General features: G+C 60.8%; 17 protein-coding genes. All 17 read right to left on the bottom strand.

The features are described from left to right. Positions 1 to 183: 183 nt before the first annotated feature. The 17 genes from phtC to G6N42_RS00170 all read right to left on the bottom strand — a co-directional run bounded on the left by phtC (position 184) and on the right by G6N42_RS00170 (position 16351). Positions 184 to 963: a 3,4-dihydroxyphthalate decarboxylase gene (gene phtC / locus G6N42_RS00250; protein WP_014211492.1), complete on the bottom strand. Its 780-nt coding sequence runs from the start codon at positions 961 to 963 to the stop codon at positions 184 to 186. A gap of 335 nt (positions 964 to 1298) precedes the next feature. Beyond that, complete coding sequence (locus G6N42_RS00245; protein WP_083129080.1) at positions 1299 to 2255, bottom strand: DODA-type extradiol aromatic ring-opening family dioxygenase; 957 nt, start codon at positions 2253 to 2255, stop codon at positions 1299 to 1301. Between the two features lie 19 nt (positions 2256 to 2274). Next, positions 2275 to 3504, bottom strand: coding sequence for a Gfo/Idh/MocA family protein (locus tag G6N42_RS00240; protein ID WP_083129079.1), 1230 nt, complete (start codon positions 3502 to 3504; stop codon positions 2275 to 2277). 31 nt (positions 3505 to 3535) lie between these two features. Continuing rightward, the gene (locus G6N42_RS00235; RefSeq protein WP_163724505.1) at positions 3536 to 4048 is read right to left on the bottom strand and encodes an aromatic-ring-hydroxylating dioxygenase subunit beta; all 513 of its coding nucleotides are present in this window, start codon (positions 4046 to 4048) and stop codon (positions 3536 to 3538) included. A 2-nt stretch (positions 4049 to 4050) separates the two neighbouring features. Beyond that, positions 4051 to 5367, bottom strand: a complete 1317-nt coding sequence (locus G6N42_RS00230) for an aromatic ring-hydroxylating oxygenase subunit alpha (RefSeq protein WP_163724501.1) — start codon at positions 5365 to 5367, stop codon at positions 4051 to 4053. Next, the gene (locus G6N42_RS00225; RefSeq protein WP_014211486.1) at positions 5367 to 6266 is read right to left on the bottom strand and encodes an alpha/beta fold hydrolase; all 900 of its coding nucleotides are present in this window, start codon (positions 6264 to 6266) and stop codon (positions 5367 to 5369) included. The genes G6N42_RS00230 and G6N42_RS00225 overlap by 1 nt, the downstream gene beginning before the upstream one ends. A gap of 500 nt (positions 6267 to 6766) precedes the next feature. Beyond that, complete coding sequence (locus G6N42_RS00220) at positions 6767 to 7285, bottom strand: MarR family winged helix-turn-helix transcriptional regulator (protein ID WP_014211485.1); 519 nt, start codon at positions 7283 to 7285, stop codon at positions 6767 to 6769. 150 nt (positions 7286 to 7435) lie between these two features. Further along, positions 7436 to 8329 (bottom strand): NAD(P)-dependent oxidoreductase, encoded by an 894-nt coding sequence (locus G6N42_RS00215; protein ID WP_163724498.1) that lies wholly within the window; start codon positions 8327 to 8329, stop codon positions 7436 to 7438. 86 nt (positions 8330 to 8415) lie between these two features. Further along, complete coding sequence (locus G6N42_RS00210; protein ID WP_014211483.1) at positions 8416 to 8859, bottom strand: cupin domain-containing protein; 444 nt, start codon at positions 8857 to 8859, stop codon at positions 8416 to 8418. Positions 8860 to 8959: 100 nt separating this feature from the next. Then, entirely contained in the window at positions 8960 to 9517 is a 558-nt protein-coding gene (locus G6N42_RS00205; protein WP_163724495.1) for a 3-phenylpropionate/cinnamic acid dioxygenase subunit beta, read from the bottom strand. Next, complete coding sequence (locus G6N42_RS00200; protein ID WP_014211481.1) at positions 9514 to 10929, bottom strand: aromatic ring-hydroxylating oxygenase subunit alpha; 1416 nt, start codon at positions 10927 to 10929, stop codon at positions 9514 to 9516. The genes G6N42_RS00205 and G6N42_RS00200 overlap by 4 nt, the downstream gene beginning before the upstream one ends. Positions 10930 to 11180: 251 nt before the next feature. Next, positions 11181 to 11378, bottom strand: coding sequence for a ferredoxin (locus G6N42_RS00195; RefSeq protein ID WP_083129073.1), 198 nt, complete (start codon positions 11376 to 11378; stop codon positions 11181 to 11183). Then, positions 11375 to 12448 carry an FAS1-like dehydratase domain-containing protein gene (locus G6N42_RS00190; protein WP_163724492.1) on the bottom strand — a complete coding sequence of 358 codons (1074 nt, stop codon included), beginning with the start codon at positions 12446 to 12448 and terminating at the stop codon, positions 11375 to 11377. Before G6N42_RS00190 ends, G6N42_RS00195 begins: the two co-directional genes overlap by 4 nt. Further along, positions 12435 to 12884: a Zn-ribbon domain-containing OB-fold protein gene (locus G6N42_RS31475; protein WP_286201658.1), complete on the bottom strand. Its 450-nt coding sequence runs from the start codon at positions 12882 to 12884 to the stop codon at positions 12435 to 12437. The genes G6N42_RS00190 and G6N42_RS31475 overlap by 14 nt, the downstream gene beginning before the upstream one ends. 45 nt (positions 12885 to 12929) lie before the next feature. Continuing rightward, positions 12930 to 14096, bottom strand: coding sequence for a thiolase C-terminal domain-containing protein (locus G6N42_RS00180; protein ID WP_163724487.1), 1167 nt, complete (start codon positions 14094 to 14096; stop codon positions 12930 to 12932). Further along, complete coding sequence (locus G6N42_RS00175; RefSeq protein ID WP_014211476.1) at positions 14093 to 15346, bottom strand: CaiB/BaiF CoA transferase family protein; 1254 nt, start codon at positions 15344 to 15346, stop codon at positions 14093 to 14095. The genes G6N42_RS00180 and G6N42_RS00175 overlap by 4 nt, the downstream gene beginning before the upstream one ends. Before the next feature lie 51 nt (positions 15347 to 15397). Next, positions 15398 to 16351, bottom strand: coding sequence for a zinc-binding dehydrogenase (locus G6N42_RS00170; RefSeq protein WP_286201657.1), 954 nt, complete (start codon positions 16349 to 16351; stop codon positions 15398 to 15400). Between the last annotated feature and the right edge of the window lie 42 nt (positions 16352 to 16393).

Genomic DNA, 16393 nt, shown 5'->3' with positions numbered 1-16393 from the left:
CACGCGGGTCTCACGACCAGGGTTGGAAATTGAGAACGACTGCGTGCGGTCCGCACGCTGAGCAATGGTCGGGCGAGGACGGTGCAGGATTCCTACGCCAGCGATTCGATGGGATTGGAAGCGGCGTCCCAGACCGCCCGCGGCAATGGCCGTGAGCTCGTGGCCGCATGGCCCGCCAGTGGCCTATGAGGATCGTTTTTTGGAAGTGTGACGCGACGAACGATGGGTTTGGAGGCGTGCCAACTCGTGACGCCACGCGATGGTCTCGTTAAACGCATTCCCTAGGTCAGGCAGTTCTGCTGCATCATCGTCGGGCAAATCAGCCAGAGTGCCACCAGCAGAAGCGATCTGAAGCGACAAACGCGATATCGTGTCGACGCTGATGGCCTGTAGTACGGCCCGCTCAACGGATTCCGCAGCACTAGTGAGGCCGTGGGCCCGCAGAACGACAACCGGCCGGTCCGCCATAGCAGCAACCATTTCCTGGGCGAGTTGCCGATTGCGCACCAAGACCCCTCGCCGATAGACCGGCACGCCATCCGCGGCGAGCCTAAAACCGGGGATGTCAAACGCTCCGACGATCGGCCGGACGCCTAGACCGGCGAGATCGGCGGCAACTACCGCCTCGGGGTGCGCATGGACCACGGCATTGACATCGCGGCGGGTGCGGAGCACTTCGCTGTGCAGTGGCAACTCGTTCGGCGGCTGGTAACCGTCGTCGAGCTCTCCTGGGGCGCCCTCTTCACCGTCCAACGTGACCAGCCGGATGTCTTTTGCACGGGTGAACGCGAGTCCTCGCTCGTGCGGACCACGACATCGGATCAGCAGTCGATCTTTATCGACGCGCAGGCTGATGTGGCCGAGGATGCCTGGCGCCAAGCCGCGCGCCGCCAGGACGCGACAGGCCAGCGCGATGGCGTGTCGTTCAGTGTCTAGCCCTTTTGCCGAAGGGGTGGAGCTCATCGCGAACCTCGGCTGTCGGTGTCGACGCCGCCCTTGGCGGCGATGCCCAAGTTCGCGGGCGCCTGGTACGAACTGCGATGGGCGCTGCTGGCAGTGCAAATGGCCATCCGTATCGCCTCCTTCTTATCGGTCTCTGTGTGATTGGCCTCTGGAGGCCCCAGGCTGAAGCTGCACCTCCGCCACGGGCCAATTACTTCCGTTCCGTGACTAGATTCGATTCATCGACAGATAGATCCACTGGAGGATAGAAATCTTTTCTGTAAGACAGAGAGTATGGTGGCGACGCAGTCGGGTCAACCGGCAAAACCGTGCGCCCGCGTGCCTGACGCGATGCCCTAATTAGGGATCTCGGGGTGCGTCCAAGCGACGGCCATTCCCATTAGCGCGCGGGGGATCGGCTCGTAGACGCTGGCCCATGGAGTGTTGCCGCCGACGGCACCGACAGCACATATCCAAGATCTCAGCTCGATGTTGCCAGAGTTGAGCAAGTCTTCACTGGTCAGCTTGCTCAGCTCGTAGCCGTTTCCGGCGGCGAGGACCTTCAGAGTGCGGCGATCGAACTCGTCGTCGATTGAGCCGTGGACACGCGGCCCGTGGTAGGCAGCCCACGGAAAGCCGGCCGTGAAGTGTGAGAGCCCACCGGACGCGTAGACACCTATCCTCTCGCCTGCGGGGCGCCGTGACCGCACGGCGTCGCCAATCGCACATCCGAGCGCGAAGCACCGTTTGGGCGACAACGACGGCACATGAACGGCATTGAGGAAGACCAACACCACTGGGACTTCGTGGTCTCCGAGAATGTTGGCCACAATCTCGCCGTGGGCGTGTGAGTGCAAGGTTGTCTCACGGAAATCGACGACGGTGGCGACGTCGAACCCCGCCTCGACGGTGTGCTCACTCAAGTCCTTACTGAGCTCGGGCGAGCTTTTCCAGAACCGCGCGGCGGGCAAGAAGCGGTCGGACACTTCGAACCCCGCTCCTGTGTGGATGGCTATCTGGGGCAGCGCAGAACCGTCGAAGTTCTCGTTTTGGTCATCGCCGATGATGATCAGGCAATCGAGTCGGTCGCGTCTAATGCTGTCCCGCAGCCGTTGAAGCCCGTTTTCAATATGCGTGTAGCGCGCCGCGGCGGCGTCGAATGGTTCTTCGTCTGTCTTTGGCGGGCAAGGTGCGTTCTTACCGCGTCGCAATGTGTAGTTCTTCCTGTTCTTTGTGCGGAAGAGTTCCCACCTGCTCGGCGGGATGAAAGTGAAGGCATGGGACGACGCGTAGCCCGCTACAATCTCACCCACGATTCCTCCTCCTCTGGAGTCACAGCGCTACCTGGTGGGAGAGAACGACTTCACGTTCTTCGTAGGCCGATTGCAGGATGGCGAAACATACTTCGAGCGTGGCGCGCCCCCAGCGACCGTCGTGCTGAACGGGGCGGTCCTGAGTGATCGCACGATGTAGTTCAGCCAACTCCGCGGCCCTGCCCCGCATCGTGCGCGCGACCGGTATTTCCTGCAGTCCGTCTTGCCCGTACACCACCAGGCCGTCGGGCGACTGCCTGATCGCGCCGCGTTCGCAGGACACCACGGTCAGGCCGAAGTAGGGGTGGTGGACGATCTCTCCCGGGGCGGAGTAACCCCAAAGTTCCTGTGATTCCTCGGTCGTCGTCGCAGCACCGTAGCGGCCCTGTTCCTTTTGAGCTTCCAGTGCGACTTCGAGTCGGTCGGGGTCCTGACTGAGCTGAGCGAAGTTGCTGGCCACCAGCTGGTTCGCTTGGGGGCTGCGGCGGCCGCCGTCTTCTGCCACCCACGAGTGCAACTCCGCGACATCGAAGAAGGCTCGGCCGTCATAGACGAGCGTGGCCGAAGCTCCTGATTTGAATCCAAGGTGACAGGTGTATCCCCCGACGCATTCCCGGACGTCGTCCCATATTGTCGACGCGCGTACTGTTCTGGCCAGACCGCCGACTATTTGCCGCACGATATCGACCTGGTGGGGTCCCTGGTTGAGAACTGGCCCGCTGGTCGAGCGCAATTCCGACGTCGGCCACGGTCGCCGGTTGAAGTCATTGAAGTTCCAGGTGTTGACCATGAGCAACTCGCCGAGATCGCCACTGCCTACGAGTTCGGCCATCGCTCGCACCGGCGCGTCAAAGCTGTGTGTGTGGCCGGCCATCAGCTGTACGCCCGCCGCGTGGGCCGCCTCAACCATTGCGGTGCAATCGTCGATCGACATGGCCAACGGCTTTTCGACGATCATGTGTTTTCTGTAATGTGCAGCCATTAGCGCATGCTCCCGGTGCAGCTCGGGAGGGGTAGCGATGTAGACGACGTCCACGCTTGGATCCGCGCACAGCTGCTCTGCGTTCGTGTAGGTCTGGCCCGAGAACTCGCTCGCGAAGCGGGCGAGCGAGTGTGGCCGGGTATCTGCTGCCGCCACAACCCGATACGGCAGTGTCGACATGTCCGGGTACTGCTGGAAAATTCTGGCGACAGCCTGACCGATTCCGAGAAATCCGAGGCCGAGTTCGCGTGAAGCGACATCTGTCATGTGCGACCTATCTGAGGGCTATTGCTGGGCTTTAGAAGAAGATCGAAATCGCTCGTGGAAGAACGCTATGAGCCAGAGTGATGGCCCGGGCGGCCAGAAGCAGGCCCGAGCCTTCGTCCCGGCGTAGCACGTCTTGTCGTTTGCCGATAAAGAAGTTCTCGTGGCGTTCATGGCGTACGAGGAACACCAATACGCTGGATCGGACGCTGAGCTCTTGATCGGACACATCGGTGACCAGGATGTCGCTGACTATGCGCTGGGTGATCGTACGCGGAGTTTCTCCCGGGGCGAGCCCGGTAGCCAGACGGGCAATTCTGAGCTTCAACGATTCATAGTCGTCGTTGAACAGCAGAAACGGCGGTAGGTCGTCATCATCGCCGAGCGGATGCGTGCTGGACTCTGGGAATGGCATCGTGTATCTGACATCCGGTGCCAATAGGCGCAGCCACTCGTCCAGCCGCCCATCGTCGAGAAGCATGGTCTCCCGGGCATAGAATTCATGTATTCGCAGCCGCAGTTCCACGTCCAACTGGCTGGTCTCCATGGCTACGCCGGCTCCGTCATGATTTGGTGCCAGTGCCGGTAGAACTCACGCTGGTAGGTTTCGCTGACCTGTGGCCTGACATTGCCGGGTAACTCCGCGATCAGCGACTCCACCGGTTCGACGTCCTCGCCAAGTGAGTAGTTGAACGGCACCTCCCGGGCGATTCCCGTCTCAAGGGCGTCGGACAATCGTTCGAAGTTTTCGTGATCATCGGGCGTCACGAGGCCGGCCGCCGACTGCCGCTGGCTCAAGACGAAGACCATGCGTTCCTTGGCCGACCGGGGCGCAGAGCTTTCCACCAAACACCACTCCCAAACCTCGGTCAACCGCGGTCCCCGAGGCTGCCACATGATGAAACCCCGGCCATAGAAGGCCGTGCCCATGCCAATCATGCTGAAGTTCGGGAAGATATTGGCCACATGAAAGCTGTAGGGCTGCACGGAGTATGCCGCCAACCGCTCGTCTTGCAGACGCTGCCGCTCGGTTAGCCAGTGGACCGCTTCGGCACCGAGCGTCTCGGCTTGGGCGAGATCGTCTTGATAAAAATTCTTGCCGACTGCCAGCTGTAGCAACCCATGGGGTGCGCCGCCATCGAGAACCACGCTGTAGTGCTGACCCTCGTCAATCGAGAAGTCAATGCGGGCAGTCCGCCCCGCTTTCGACAGTGCGGCGACCGATCCATGAGTGGCCGCAAAATGGTACTGGTCGCCGCCGAAGTTCTCGGCCAACAACTTCCAGTTGACGGGCATGAGATAGCGGTGCAGGCCGGGAACGACCTGCAGGCCGTTGGGGTCGCTGTCGAGTAGGAAGTTGTCGAGGTACCACAGAAGGCCCTCACCCAGATATTCGGTCAGCGGCGGCGCCGAGTGATCCCAGCACGCGAAGATAAGTCCTTTGTAGGTAGCCACCCGCGGCGAAACCAGACCCATACTGGACTTGTCGAACTGCGGTCCATAGGCGCTTTCGGCCAGCGGAACACCGCGCAACTGCCCGGCGGTGTCGTAACTCCAGCCGTGGTAGCTACAGCGAAAGATGTTGGCATTGCCCTTGTCGAACTGACAGACTTTATTGCCCCGGTGCCGACACTTGTTCAGCAGCACACGAACACCGGATTCCTTATCCCGGCACACGATCACCGCATCGTCGCCCATATAGGTCGTGCGGAAGTCACCGGGCCTGGGGATCATGGACTCATGGCCGACGAATAGCCACGAACGCTTGAAGATGACTTCGAGTTCCCGCTGGTACACCGCCTCGTCGTAGAAGGCCGAGGAGTCGACGAGCCCCGCCGAGCCTGTTATGGAAGAGATTGTCTCCATCAACCTTGCCCTCGGGATGCGCGATCACCGTTGAGGTAGTCGGTGATGATCTGGTTGAACTCCTCCGGCCGTTCCCATTGCGGCCAATGGCCACAGTCCTCCATCAATGCGAATTCGGCATCGGGAATCAGCTCGGCTGCGCGCCGGCCGAAATCCACAGTCGCCGAGGGATTGTGACTCGTCCACAGAACTAGCGTGGGCGTGCTCAAGCTAGCCAGCCGCTCAGCCGTGAGATTGTCCTGCGCAGTGGCCGCTGATGGCGGCGCCGTCGCATTGGTCATCGCCGACCGCGATTCTTCGGTCTCGTAGAGCGCCCACCGCAGCGCCACCAGTTCATCGGTCAGATCGCGGTCAGGCTGGTGGAAAAGCCAGGCCATTCTCTCCCGTACATTCGCCGGACTGGGGTCAGCCAGGAATTGCTGGGTGAGTCGGGCAAGCTCTGCGCGCCCGGCAGCGGTGCGAGCCTCGGCATCGGCGCCGACCTGCAGTGTCAACCGCGCGCCGCACACGTAGATCAACCGGTCGACACGGTCGCGATGTTCCAGCGCAGTCCACGCTGCGATCCAACCTCCCAACGACTCGCCCAACAAGTGGGCTCGATCGATACCTTCCTGGTCCATGTATCCGAGAAGGTGACTGACATAGTCCTTTCGCCCCGGGGCGACATCGCAAGGACCGGTGAGACCGTGACCCAACAGATCCAGCGCATGCACCCGGAAATGACGCGACAGCGTCGACACGTTGCGTGCGAAGGCTTCGGCGTGACCACCTCCCCCGTGCATGAGAATCAGGTCCGGACCTTCGCCCGCCTGAATTGTCCTAGTTCGGATGCCATCGACATACACGAAGCGTGTCTCCGCCCCAAGCAAGCTCACACAAATCGAAGTGTCTTTGAGCAACCTCGGACGTCCTCTCAGCAAGTTCGGTAACAACGTTTTACCACAGCTTCCGAATATCTGCAAGATAGAAATTTAGGCTTCTGTGTAAATGGGCTTGTCAGAGAAGCCGGCGCAGCGGTGCGGCTTCGCTGCGGTCGTGCCGCGGTCGTGTCAACAATTCCCCAGTGTCACAATGTCATTCGACACGTTGCGACCAACGCTGAACGCCACACTGGAACTCCCACGTGACACGTAGGAGGACGCAACCTAGCCGCCGAGCGAATCTTCTTCTCGGGAGTGCTCATTACCTGAGTGCAGCCGATCTGACGGGCCATTTCGAGCCGTAGGTATGCGAGGCGAGGACTGCCAAGCGGGCATCAGAGCGCGCTCCGAAACTCATAGCTAAGTACCGAGGTAGTTGTGAAGGCGCTCAACGTTGTAGAAGTCGTAGCATCGCCCGGTCAGTTCGAGGATGGGGCCCAATCCATATCGGCGGTCACAATCTTTTATCCGGCTACCGATCAGGAGGTGCGCTGGCCGGTCGGATAACTCTCCAAGCAATCTATAAGTTCGTTCAGTCGTGCGAGGAGCTGCTGCCTGTGTCGCGGGTTGATACCGGCAAAGAGTCCCTCGAGGAAGTCGTAATGACCGGGCAGAAACTCGGTCATGAACTGATCCCCCTTCTTCGAAATCGCGACCACTACCGAGCGCCGATCGCGGGGATTCATCTTGCGCGTGACCAACCCAGCCTTGGTCAGGCTGTCCACCACGCTCGTCAGGCTGGCTTGGCGTACAGAAATCGAATCGGCCAGTGCGCCCATCGTAATCGGCCCGTCGGCCCGCTTGAGGACGGTGAGAACATTGAATTGGCTCATCGAAAGGTCAACAGGCGCAAGCTCATCGACGGCTACCCGGCCGAACGCCGTCACGGCACGGTAGAGCGCAAGCGGGAGCGCCAATGACGAAGGATCGTGATCGGGTCCCGCTTCGCGGGTCTTGGCCGCGACCTGTTGGGCCATCGTCAACTTCTCGGTAGTCATGACGTCCCTTGCAACGTTGATCAGCGGTTTGGCACATCTCCGGCGTATTGATCATGATCATACCGGCAAACGGCCAGTGGTCTTTCTATACGTTCGCCGATATTCGGCGATTTGCAATTCAGCTAGCTATACAGCGTGAGCGCCTTCATGTCACGGCGTGGGGGTTGACTTCGGAGGCATCGACCGGATTCGTTTAAGAAGTTCTGTGCTCTCGGGGTAGGCACGGTCGCGAAACTCCGAGGCCGCAACGCTTTGGAAGAAGTCGACGACGACCGCAAGCGTTCTACTGCGGATACCGGCGTTCGTCGCCATTCTCTCCGCCAGCGCGGAGTCTTTTTCGATGGTGCTAGCGGGGGCGCGGCTACGAACGAACTCAGTGTCGTGACGGAAATACGCTGCCGCCGTGGTGAGACCCGAGTCCCCCCCGCTGCACTCCGCGATCGCTTCGGCTACCTCGCTGGCCTTCAACCCCATCGCCTCAGCAATTAAAAGCGCTTCCGCAGAGGCGAGGTACCAACTGTACTTGACATGCTGGTTGAGGAGCTTGGTGGCGTAGCCCGCACCTCGTTGGCCGCAGTACACCAAGGTGCGGGCCACGGCGGCAAGGACATCGGCATCAGGGCCGAGCACCCCGCGCGGCCCTCCGACCAGAACGGTCAGGTCCGGCGCCTTTCGGCTAACGGGGCAATCGACGAAGCGCCTCCCAACCGCGTCGTAGGCCTGCCCGATGACCGCTGCAACCTCGGGGTTACACGTCGACATATCCAGCAGGGCGGCCCCTTCGGGAAGGCCGGCCAACACACCTCGCTCCGACCCGAGCGCGACCTCCAGCACCTGAGTCGGCCCCGGCAGGACCGTCAAAACGACGTCACATGCGCCGGCCAGCTCACGCGCGTCCCCAGCTGACTGGGCGCCTAGCTCTACAACTGGGCGTAACACGTCGGGCCGAATGTCGAAACAAACTACCGAATGGTCCGTCGCGAGAAGTGACGCTGCCAGGGCGGAGCCCATACCGCCCAAACCGATCACGCCGACCCGCCTCATGACACCGACCCCCGAATGTCGGGTTGTAAACCGACTACCGACACAGTCGGCAAATGGCAACTGCGGCCCGATGATTCAACCGACGGCTATCCGAGCGCGGGATCGGCGAATTTGACATTGTTTCGCTTGGCCGCCTCAATAAGGGCCTTCACGTCGCCGGGGCCGTTCGAGGTTTCATCCACATCTGAGAAGAAATCCAGCGCGCCCCCCGGGAAAGACGAGGTCGTAAGCCACCGGGCGCCCTCAGAGAGAACGCGATAGGCGTGCACGACGCCAGCCGGCACCCGAATCGCCTCACCCACCTGCAGGGTCGTTTCTTCGCCGCCGCGGCTCACCCACAGTTCGCCCTCGAGCACCACATAGCTTTCATCCCAAGGGTGTTGGTGCGGTGGAGGTCCAGATGATTGCGGAGCGCGCACATCGAACATCTGATACCCGTCGCCGACGAGAAGCGGGCGCATTTCCTCTGTCATCACTCGCAGGGCGGTCACATCATCGGCACGCCGCTTCGGTTGGAGCGAAGTAGACATTCCAGCTGCCCCCTCGTTGGTCGCGCACCATTGCATTATGTTTAGACAACAATATATTTTCGCGTACTGAAGGTCAAGAGTTCAAGGATAGAGTCCCGCTTCATAAGATGATCGAGAGGTTCTTGGCGAGCAACACCGATTGATCGAGGAGTAGCCGGCGACGGCACAGTTGCCAGTCACCAGCGACGCGGCGCAACCGGTCCTTACGCCGACCGACGAGCAGATCAGTCTCATCGGCGACCCGGTTTCGATACACCAGGAACCGGCAACTCACATCGACTTCCGCGCCGTCGATCCCCTCGATGCGCACGTTGGTGACCAGGTGTGACACTCGCGAGACGGGTTCTTCGGCCCAGTGCAGTCCTGTCATCAGCTGCTTCACCCGCAAAGCGACGGTCTCCTTCGTCTCGTCGAACCAGCAGATGTCGTTACCTTCCTGAGTCTGCTCCAGCTCCGCGAGGTCGTCGTAGGCGACGTTCACCCGCAGTGGAACGGAGTACTCGTAGTCGTCGGTGAGCAGACCAAGCCACTCGGAGTAACGCCGTTCGTCGAGCAGGTCGGCTTCCCGATTGAGGAAATCGGCGATTTCGGCCTGGAGCAGCAACTTCTCGACCGCATCCTGCCTCGTGGCAATTTCATCGCCCGTCGCTCGGCTCACGACTGTGCGGCTCTCTCGTCGGATTTGGCGAGCTCGGTCAGTTGAGGCCACGAGAGGTTGTCAATGAACTCGGCCCATCGCCGGTAAAAGGCGCGTGCATTCACCTCTCCGGCGATGGGTTGGTGGGAATGAACGGCCTTGTCGAGCGCACTGGGAGTTTCCTTACCCAGTCCCTGCTGATAGTTGTAGGGATAGCGTCGGGCTATCACGCCCTGGCTGGCCTGCGTCGCGTAATTCCAGTTCTCCATATCGTCTTGCTCCGTCATCCCTCCGGGACCGGAGTAGCGCATGTAATAACGTCGCAGCCAATCACGTACATAATCGGGTGCGCTCTTGTCGATGAGGTACCAGCGCCACACCTCGGTTTCGGTCGGGCTGATCGGGTGTGACACCAGAATCGTCCTCGGAAAACCGGCGGAAAACGACATGTTGGGGAACATCGTCGCTGGGCCACGACCACCGAGCTGTCTGCCCTGCGCCTCCAACCGCTCTTTACGGAGTGCCCAGGCCTGGGAGAAGTACTCACTCAAGGCCGGTTCTTCGGCGAACTCAGGATAGGCGATCTCATACGCCAGGTTGTCCGACGCACCGTGACCCGTACGAAACGACGTCTTCACTCGGCCTTTCGAAAAACCACCCTGATCCTGTCGTTCACCGTGGCGCCGCGAATTCCTGCCGCCCGGGCCAATACCCACCTGCTCAACCGAGGCATGAGTCGTCGCCCCGTGATAGGTATCGCCGAGAAAATTCTCTGAAACGAACTTCCAATTCGACCTGATGCGCCACTTCTGCACTCCGCGGAACACCTCCGTAGCGCCCTCGGTGCCATCGAAAGCATCGGCCAGGTTGTCCAGCCAATAATGAAAGTCACCGACATACTCGTCGAAGTCCGGGGCAGCGGGATCCCAGCACGCGAAGATCAGGCCCTTGTAATTGTGGACCTTGGCAGCGCTGACAAGCCCCCAACTCGCTTTGTCAAGGTCATTACCGTAGGCCATGCTCTGCTGCGGCACACCGTGCAAATCTCCTGGAGTGGACACCAGCGAACCGTCCATCGAGTACGACCAGCCGTGGTAAGGGCAGGTGAACTGAAGCGCACGGCCCTCGTCATAGCGACACACCGCCATACCCCGATGACGACACGAGTTCAGCAGGACATTCACGCCACCCTGCGCGTCACGGGTCAACAGCACCGGATCCGAACCCATCCTCGACGAGAAGAACTGACCCGGCGCAGACACCTGCGAGGCATGACCCACAAACAACCAGGTCCGCGGAAACAAACACTCCAGCTCAAGGTTGAAAATCGAAGCATCGACGAAGATTTCCCGACTGATCTCCCCGCGATCGACATCGACGAGACTACGAGCGGTCCGATCCGCACCGCCTGAAGTACTCATTTCTAACGTCATCGGTACCTTTCCTTTGCTGTAATGCCCGAGCCACCCGTAGACAGCCGTAACTCAGATCGCCACAAACCGTCACGCCGTCTGCCAAGTGTCGATTTCACGTCGTACCTCGTAGGTAAACAATATTCTGATCGGTCTGTAATACATGAGAGCTCATATCGGTTGAGCGGCAAGCACATTCGGGCAACGACTCGTCTCCTCCATAAATTGACGCATTGACCCCCTGGTATTTGCGCCGTTCACGGCCGTCTCGCTCACGCCGTTTCGAGACGTAGAGCCGAGACGGGGCAACTGCGAATTGCAGTGACAATCCGGGCCTCATCGCTCTCGGCTACCGTGTCATCAAGAATGACAACGGTTCCCGCATCACCGATGTCAAAAATGTCGGCCGCTGCGACGACACAGTTCGCGTAGCCCTGGCAGACTTCCTCGTCCGCCTTGATGACACTCAAAGGGACCCTCCTTCTCCTACAGAACTCTGATTAGCATTGCTTTTCCCATCGAGCGTGATAATTGCGATCCCTTGCACCGCTTGCCGATCCCCAGCGAAGACGCCGAATTGGAGATCTACGGCTTCTGCCCCGGCCTGCGCATGCTTGCCGGTCACAGTCCATCGCGCCTGCACCATATCGCCCGGGTGAATCGAGGCACTCATCTTGAATGGACCGAGGTGCACCAACCTGCCGCGAAGGCCCATCCAGCGACGAAGCCCGATCTCGAAAAGGGTTTCCAGGCCACGAGTATTGAAGATGATGTCGGGCAGCCCCGCGGCATGCGCGGCCGCGGCGCTGTGGTGTATCCCGGAAAACATGCGATCCGCGGCAATGTTCATCACAATGCGTTGGTAGGTCAGGGCCAAAGCCGGTCCGCGCACTTCAGCACCGACCTCAACGTCGTCGAACTCAAGTGGCGTGGTCCAATCGACACGGATATCGGCATCGTGCACTTGAGGTGGGCGGGGACGGACGCCCTGCTGGGTGCGTGCGGAAGTGTCGGGCTCATGCCGGGGCCTCGAGGCGTCGTAGTTGAAGACGGTATTTCGGTTGAGCGCGACCAGTTCTCCAGAATCCTTCAAATACTCTGACTCGTATTGCAGGAAGATTCCGGTACCGACCCGGGTTCGCTTCTGCTCTACCGAGATTATCGTCGTAGTCCCATTCAGCCTGTCCCCGAGGTATAGCGGTGTGTGGTACTGCCACTCGCTACTGACGTTGACCGATCGGCTGAACGGCAGAGCCAACGTGTCGGTGATATTCCCTGTCATTTCCTGCCCGTCGGCCAGATAAGGACTGGGCTGGCCGGGTGCCCAATACGGCGGTAGTCCCCACAGCGGAGTCATTGTCACCGGAGCCACGACGCCGAGATAGCCGTGTGACTTCGCTGCCGCCTCGTCGTCATGCAGTGGGCAGGAAAAGGTGAAAACCTCTAATTTGCGGCGGATATCATTTTGCGTCACCGAGTCGGCGCCGCGGAAGCGGATCTTCTCACCGACACGATCGCGTAACTCGTCAGCGGCGTTCATTGCCCCGCGCTTCCGCAGTGGACAGCCGAAATGCCGGTAGCACAACATCATCGGCGACATGCACGTAGACAACCTCGACGGCCGCATCCGCCAGCGTCGCTGTCCGGTCGGCAACTTCGTCCACTATCCGTGCCACCATCCGCACACCCTCATCCATTTCGACGACGGCACACACGAACGGGACGTCCTCGTCGAAACCGGGATGCAGCGCGCGGTGAATAACCGTGAAGCTGAATACCACTCCCCTACCCGACGACCTCTGCCAAGACCATGCGTTACTGCCGCACCCGACGCACGCCAGGCGAGGAACATGACGCCAACGACCGCAGCTTGAGCATCGCTGAAACGACAGCTCTTGACGTCGGCAGTGGCCGTAAAACTCCGCCGTGAGACCTTCCAGGGATGGCAGTGGCGGTGTTGCGACATCCGCTCCCATTCGCGTCACACCGGGCCTCTCGTGAACACGCCGGTCACGACGCTGTCACCGACGCAATATGGCGAGAGCACCTGAACCCCATCCGCCGCCCATACCGGTCACTACCGCTAATTCCGCATTGTGGACCTGCCGCTGGGCTAAACCCCCGCGCAGCTGCCGCACCGCCTCGACCAGATTGTTCATCCCCTGCACGTGCGCTTCGGACAGCAAACCGCCGTTGAGATTCGTCGGCAACGAGCCGTCGGCGGCTATATGGCCGTCGAGCACGAAATCCGCTGCTTCGCCGGCCTTACAGAACCCGGTCGCTTCGATCTGACGCAACACGTTGATCGTGAAACTGTCGTAAACCTCAAACAGATCGATATCAGACGGGGCGACACCAGCGTCGGCAAATGCGCGCGGCGCCGCCTCGGCAAGCCCGATCTCCAACGGGTCTGCCCTGTTGGCGAATTCATCGACGGGAAATGGGCGCCCTTCCGCCACACTCATCACAAACACCGGCCGGTGCGGACCGTCCGCCGCACAATCGGCCCCTGATACCACCACCGCAGCTGCCCCGTCGGTCTCCAAACTGCAATCGAACAAACGAAACGGCGTACTGATCGGTGGAGAGTCGAGATATTCCTTCATCGTCAACTCACGGCCGCACATCACCGCATTCGAGTTGAGCTGCGCGTTAGCGCGAAACGCAACTGCCACGGCCCCCAACGCTTCAGGCGGCACGTCGTACTTCCGGACGTATCGGTCGGCCACGAGCGCATACTGGTGCACAGCCGACACCGCGCCCTGCGGGGCGTAATAGTCCCGAACAACCTTGCCTATCGCCATCTCCGCGCTCGACGCCATCCCGCGGGCACGCGGACCGGAGTACCCACACCAGCCCGCGGCAATGAGGACACTACGCGCGACGCCCGACCACACCGCCATCGCCGCAGTGGCCAGACCCGCCACACTTGCCGCCCCTCCGGTATGGGATGTCACCGCGTAACGAAGTTGTGTCAGGCCGAGATTCGCTACGAAGTCTTCGGCCGTGCCACCGTTGATAGGGCAGATGAGGCCATCGATCTCACCAGGCGACATCCCGGCATCCACAATCGCGGCACGGGCTGCTTCAAGTTGCAGGCCAAGGTCTGTTGCAGACTCAGTACCACCACGACGGTAGACCGTATGACCAACGCCGACGATGCAGGCCTTGTCGCGCAGCGCAGTCAATGCCCGGGATCCTCTCCGTCGACGTCGACCGCTCCGACGACACCCCTAGATACCAGGGCCTCGTACTGCGAGTCGGCCAAGCCGAGCCACTCAGTCAGCACCCTTTTGCCGTGGATCCCGAGACGGGGCCCGGTGCTGCGTACGGATCCGGGAAAGTTCGTCAGCCTCGGCACCACCCCGGTGACACGGACCGGACCCAATTCCTGATCAGCGACCTCGACGAGGCTCTGGCGAGCCGCGAACGTGGGACTTGAGAACATCTCTGCCGGCGTGAATATGCGCGCAGCAACGACGCCCGCACTCGCGCAGGCCTTTTCGACAATATCGGAGTTGTTTTCGGCGAACCACTTCCGAACCATCTCGCCGAGCTCTTCGCGGTGCAACATCTGCAGCTCCTGAGTCGCGTACCTCGGATCGTTGCGCAGAGTCGTGCCGCCCAACAGGTCGAGAAGGCTCTGCACTGACCGCACGGTGCCGGTCGCCACGGTGTACCACACCCCATCGCAACTGAGATAAGTATCTGACACCGGTGACGGGCTGACCTGGAACTGGTTGCCCTGACGCTCGGCAACAAAGTTCAACTGGTCGTAGAGGATGACCTGCCAGTCGATGCCACGAAACAGTGATTCGTAGAGAGCCAGATCGATACATTCCCCATCGAAGCGAGTCCCGATCACTTCACGTTTGAACAGTGCTCCGGCAACAGCGAATGCACCCATGATTCCTGTCGTCACATCGCCCAGGGAGAAACCGAAATGTGTCGGTGGTCGGTCAGGGTGGCCGGTGATGTGTACCGCTCCGCTCATCGCCTCCCCGACCCGTCCGTATCCCGGCTTCGCACTCTCCGGGCCGATCTGGCCATACCCAGAAATCCGCAACATGATCAGCCGCGGGTTGGCTGCGTGCAGTTCCTCCCATCCCAGTCCCCAACGCTCGAGCGTTCCCGGACGGAAGTTTTCGATCACCACGTCTGCGCGTTCGACCATTTTGCGCACCAGCGCTTGCCCCTCGGGGAGGCGCAGATCGATAGCCACGCTTGACTTGTTCCGGGCCGCGGACTTCCACCAAAGGTGCACTCCGTCCTTCGTGGGACCGGACCCGCGCAACATGTCGCCCGAGCCGGGGTCTTCGATCTTGATGACCTGTGCTCCGAAGTCGCCGATCAACGACGCAGCGAAAGGCGCCGCGATCACGTGCCCCAGCTCGAGGACCGTGAGACCGTCGAAAAGGCTCTCCATATTCGCGGACACTTAACTCCTTTGGTGCGGCGGCGTGATATCCACTGCGGGTAGCGATCGCAGCTATGCCGATGGGTCGATCAGTATTTTTATGTGTGCATCGCGGTTGATGCGCAATTCCTCGAAACCCTGACTGACCACGGCGTCCAACGGGATCTCATCGGTGATCAGTTCACTTAGGCTGAGGGCCCCAACAGAAAGTAAGGTGAGAATTGCCGGAACCTGACTTTGGGCTTCATAACAAAACGAGAAGCCGATATTAGCTTCGCGCATGATGCTTCGATTGATGTCGATACCAGCCGCGGCCTCCCATATCGCCACGACCATCAATCGACCGCGGGGGCGGAGAACGCTCAACGCCGCGTCAAGCGCGGGTTGTACGCCCGCGGCGTCGAAGGAGACATCGACGCCGTTTCCGTGTGTCAACGTCTGAACCACCTCGACTGGATCCTCGACCAGAGGATCGATTACGCGAGTAGCCCCGACCCGGTGGGCGGCGACGCGGCGCGATGCCGAAACCTCACTGACGATGATCTGAGTCGCACCTTGAGCAAGGCAGAACTGCACAAGGGCAAGGCCGATCGCGCCGGCACCGGCGATGAAGACGGTCTCACCCGCTGCCAGCCGGCTACGGCGAACAGCGTGGTACGCCGACGCGATCGGTTCGACGACGGCAGCCTCGACGAGACTGATGTCATCCGGGATGCGAAACAACGCCTTCGCCGACACCGATGCGTAGCGGGCAAGTGCCCCATTGAGAGCGAAGCCGATGAAACCGACTGTCCCGCAGAGTGCTTCAGCGCCCTGTTTGCAGGAGCCGCATTCACCGCAGCCGAAAACGCCGACGCCGCAAACCCGGTCACCTTCGGTGAACTCGTGCACGTCGGGCCCGACGCCGACCACCGTCCCGGAATATTCGTGCCCCATGACGACCCCTGGTGCAGCATGCATCGGACCGGCGATGTACTCGTGCAGGTCTGTGCCGCAGATCCCCGCTCGGGCCACCTCGATGACCACTTCTCCCGCACGTGGACTCGGATCGGGAAGTTCTTCGATTCG

The organism is Mycobacterium gallinarum, from assembly GCF_010726765.1.
In the GTDB taxonomy this organism is placed as follows: Bacteria; Actinomycetota; Actinomycetes; order Mycobacteriales; family Mycobacteriaceae; genus Mycobacterium; species Mycobacterium gallinarum.
The sequence above is the reverse complement of the archived record's forward strand: the minus strand, read 5'-3'. Positions and strand labels throughout refer to the sequence as shown.